The following is a 4,309-nucleotide window of genomic DNA, read 5'->3' as shown; positions in this document are numbered from 1 at the left end:
AAACATGGCCCGCCGACAGCCCCCGCCTTCCCTTCGTCAGCATCCGGAGCACGCCTTACGCCGGCCCCGCCCCGGCCCCCATAGACGGCTCGCGTTACGGTATGCCCGGAACTCACTCGCCGGCAAGGCGCAAACCACAGCCGCCGCTATCGCGAGGATCAGGGACTCAGGCCACAAGCCTGAGCTTCTTACCCTTATTGTTGAGCCATTCCTCAAACTCTCTGGCAGGCATAGGCCGGCTATACAAGTAGCCCTGGGCATCGTCGACGTCGATATCCTTGAGGAACTCAGCCTCGGCTTCCGTCTCCACGCCTTCAGCTATCACCCCGAATTTCAGCTGTTGCGCCACGGCAACCATCGACCGCACCAAGGCCTGCGAGGTGGCGTTGTCATTAATGGAACTGATGAAACTGCGATCCAGCTTGATGGCATCGAGCGGTAAACGCGCCAGTTGAGACAGGGAAGAATACCCCGTTCCGAAATCATCCAGATGAACCTGGGCCCCCAGATCGCGGAACTGACGAATTACCGCATGAGCCAGGGCTTCGTCGTTGATCAGGCAGCTTTCGGTCAATTCGATATCGAGCTGGCATCCCGCCTGGCCGGCCTGGCGCAACGCTTCGACAAAATCCTGAACGACAGTCGAGCTGCTCAGCTGTCGCGCCGACATGTTAATGGCAATGCGAAGATCCAGCCCGCGCGCCTTCCAGATTGCCGCCTGTTTCGCCGCGCTTCTCATCACCCATCGGCCCAGGGGCACAATCAACCCGGAGTCTTCGGCATACGGAATGAAATCCAGGGGCTGTATCCGGCCGCGTTCGGGCGAATTCCACCGCAGCAAGGCCTCGACGCTGCGAACAACACCCGTTTTCAGGCACAACTTTGGCTGATAATAAAGCACCAGTTGGTCCTCGGCATCGAGCGCCTTGCGCAAGTTGATGTCCAGCCAGACATACTCGGAGACCCTGTTGTCCATATCGGACGAAAACACCCGAAACGTGCGTTTGCCAACATCTTTGGCAACGTACATGGCTGTATCGGCACAACGGATGAGACGGTCCAGCGTATCGCCATGCTCCGGGCAAAGCGCAATGCCAATCGAGCAACCGGTATAGACTTCGATCAGCCCCAGGCTGATGGGGGCCGCCAGGCGGTCAATAATTCGTTGAGCAACACTTTCCATCAGATCGAACGAAGCGTTCTGAACCAATACCAGGAATTCGTCGCCACCCAGCCGGGCGACACTGTCGCCCTCGCGCATGCACGCCTTGATATTAAGAGCTACCGCCTGAATAAGACTGTCGCCGACCAGATGCCCGTAATGATCGTTGACCTTCTTGAAGTTATCGAGGTCGAGGAAAAGAATGCCGAAGCGGTCGCCTTCCTGCAACGATTTTGTGATTTTTTCATAGATGGCGTATCGGTTGGGCAAGCCAGTAAGCGTATCAACGGTTGCCAGCTCGAGCAACTTGGCCTGGGCCTTGCGCTCTTCGGTCACATCCGTGCCCGAGCAAACCAGGTAGCGTTCGTCGGGACCGCTACCACTTTGCACAAACTTGTTGCGCCACAAAATTGTGCGCTGGCCGTTAAGCGTATTGATATGACGCTCTACCTCGTACGAAGACGCATTTTTAAAGAAATCGGCGATATTGGCCCGCGACGCGGCCTGCTCGTCGGAGCGCATGAACGCATGTGCATTCTTCCCGATCACGTCTTTTTCGCGAAGCCCCGTCACTTCTTCGCACAGCCGGTTAAACCGCAAAATGTTACTGTTATGGTCGATGATGACCACCAGGGAATTCACTTCCGATATGACCTGCTCGGCGAATGCCAAGCCATGCGCGAGATCTTTGGCAACAGCCGGCGTATCCATGTAATCGGACGCCGTTCCCGACCACGAGGTGGCGCCATTTTTCTTGCCCACCAGGCTGAGTCGCTGCGGCTCGCCAAACAATTTGATATCGATTTCAGCGTGGGAAGTGACCCCCGTGAAGGCCCTGATTTCCCGGGCCTGTTCGGGAACCAACGCAACAGCCAGGTTCGGAATGCCCTGGATTCCGGACAGCTGCAAAGCGTCGCTGTCAGCCGCAAGCTGCCAGAACGGACTTCTGGTGCCAAAATAGGTAAACAGCAGTGATTCTTCAGTCGAATCGTCGAGCACAGTAGCCACCAATGTATATATGCTTAGTTGACAAGTATAGTTGGACGCGGCCCTATTCGCCAACTGATTATTCTGGCGGCCATTACAAACATCCCGAGCCCGAGGTCGCCAGGGCAGCCTTCACGACGACCGACTGCTCACGTTCCAGATAGTGCCTCTATATGCACGCGCGGGACAGGGGTATAGTGCAAGTGCAGCGTGTTGTGTAAAAAACAGGCTCGGCCGCGACGTTGGCGAACCTCTTATACCCTACATGGATTCAGGAGAAATCAATGCTCAAGCACAATCAAGAAGCGAGGCCGGGTGCTCGCCGCAAGTTTCTGCAGATGGCCGGCACCATGGGGGCTGGCGCGGCACTGGGTGGCGCGTCGCTCAACGTTTTCGCCGCCGCGGCCAAAACAGCGCCCGACACCACAAATCTTCCTTTTGCCAACGGTCTGCGCCAGATGGCAACGTTCCCACAAAAACGTTCGTTAATCCTGTTGACCAGTCGTCCGCCACAACTGGAAACTCCATTTGCCGTCTACAACGACGGTATTTTTACACCCAATGACGCTTTTTTCGTGCGCTACCACTGGAGCGGCATTCCAACCAACATCGATCCCGCCACCTATCGCGTCGCCATCAAAGGGGTCGTCGATACTCCCTTGTCGCTCTCGCTCGAAGACATCAAACAAATGGGGGCAGTCAAACTGGCCGCGGCGCATCAGTGCTCGGGCAACAGCCGCGGTTTCTCGAACCCGCGGGTGCCTGGAGGCGAATCGGCCAATGGCGCCATGGGCAATGCCATATGGACAGGGGTGCCGCTAAAAAAAGTGCTTGAAAAAGCCGGTGTGAAAGCCGGTGCGGTGCAGGTCACTTTCAATGGCCTGGACCATCCGCCCGTAGGCGATGGCCCCGATTTCATCAAGGCCCTTGATCTCAACCACGCCATGGATGGCGAAGTCATGCTGGCCTGGGCCATGAACGGCACCGATCTGCCCATGCTCAACGGCTACCCGCTGCGCTTGGTGGTGCCCGGCTACTACGGCACCTATTGGGTCAAGCATTTGTCCGATATCGAGGTCGTCGACAAACCTCTGGCCAATTTCTGGATGGCCACAGCCTATCGTGTGCCCGACAACGAATGCGCCTGTGTTGCACCGGGCGGAAAAATGGAAAAATCACGCCCCATAGGCCGTTTTTCCATCCGCTCGTTTATTACCAGCGTGCTCGATGGCGGCAAAATCCCGGCGGGTAAATCCACCGTGCTGCGCGGTATCGCTTTCGATGGCGGCTACGGCGTCACCAATGTTGACGTCTCGGCCGATGGCGGCAAAACCTGGCATCAGGCCAAACTGGGTACAGACCATGGGAAATATTCATTTCGCGAATGGACCATGCCGTTCAAACCCGCCAAACGCGGGGCTCTTGAACTGAAAGTACGCGCCACCAACCGTATTGGGCAAACACAACCCATGAGCGCCCTGTGGAACCCTTCGGGCTACATGCGCAATGTCGTCGAAACGACTCGCGTCACTGCGGTATAAGGAGATTCTGATGAAAATGCAAATAGCTTCTTTTACCGTAAGCGGTCTGGCAGCGATCCTGGTCGGGCTTGCCTGCGCACCGGCTGCGCAAGCGCTCGAAATCGCATTACCGCCCGAAACGGCTGCGCTGAAACCCAGCACCCTGCCTGGCTACCAGCTAGCCCTGCGCAACTGCACGGCCTGTCACTCGGCACAATATATGCAAACTCAGCCGCCTTTATCTCACGAATGGTGGGAAGGAGAAGTAAAAAAAATGAAGAAGGTGTATGGCGCGCTAATTCCTGACGCCGATATGTCGGCCATTGCCGATTACATGTCAGCCACGTACGGATCGGGCAAAGGCGCCGACGAAGCCAATGCAAAAGGCGTAGCGGCGGCGGGCGCGAAGAAATAGCGTCTGCGCATAACGGCAATCCGTAGCGGCACCCCTTGTGGGTGCCATTTTTTTCGGCCGAAGAGGGCCGGCGCCAGGGCAGGCGCAGCGTTTAAGCGGAGGCGCAAAGGCAACGCCCCGGCAGGGTAAGCTGTCGGGGCGTTGGGAGATAAGAGCTTGACGATGACCTACTTTCACAGACGTACGTCCACTATCATCGGCGCAAAGGCGTTTCACGATCCTGTT

General features: G+C 57.0%; 3 protein-coding genes. 2 read left to right on the top strand and 1 reads right to left on the bottom strand.

Annotated elements, in window-relative coordinates; genetic code table 11:
- Positions 1–166: 166 nt before the first annotated feature.
- Complete coding sequence (gene pdeR / locus EDC26_RS20010) at positions 167–2,161, bottom strand: cyclic di-GMP phosphodiesterase (protein WP_132586508.1); 1,995 nt, start codon at positions 2,159–2,161, stop codon at positions 167–169.
- A 272-nt stretch (positions 2,162–2,433) separates the two neighbouring features.
- Between pdeR and sorA the strand changes: the two genes are divergently transcribed.
- Positions 2,434–3,690: a SorA family sulfite dehydrogenase catalytic subunit gene (sorA, locus tag EDC26_RS20005; RefSeq protein ID WP_132586505.1), complete on the top strand. Its 1,257-nt coding sequence runs from the start codon at positions 2,434–2,436 to the stop codon at positions 3,688–3,690.
- A gap of 10 nt (positions 3,691–3,700) precedes the next feature.
- Positions 3,701–4,084 (top strand): SorB family sulfite dehydrogenase c-type cytochrome subunit, encoded by a 384-nt coding sequence (gene sorB, locus EDC26_RS20000; protein WP_207915225.1) that lies wholly within the window; start codon positions 3,701–3,703, stop codon positions 4,082–4,084.
- Positions 4,085–4,309: the final 225 nt, after the last annotated feature.

The organism is Paralcaligenes ureilyticus, assembly GCF_004346225.1.
Classification (GTDB): domain Bacteria; phylum Pseudomonadota; class Gammaproteobacteria; order Burkholderiales; family Burkholderiaceae_B; genus Paralcaligenes; species Paralcaligenes ureilyticus.
The sequence above is the reverse complement of the archived record's forward strand: the minus strand, read 5'-3'. Positions and strand labels throughout refer to the sequence as shown.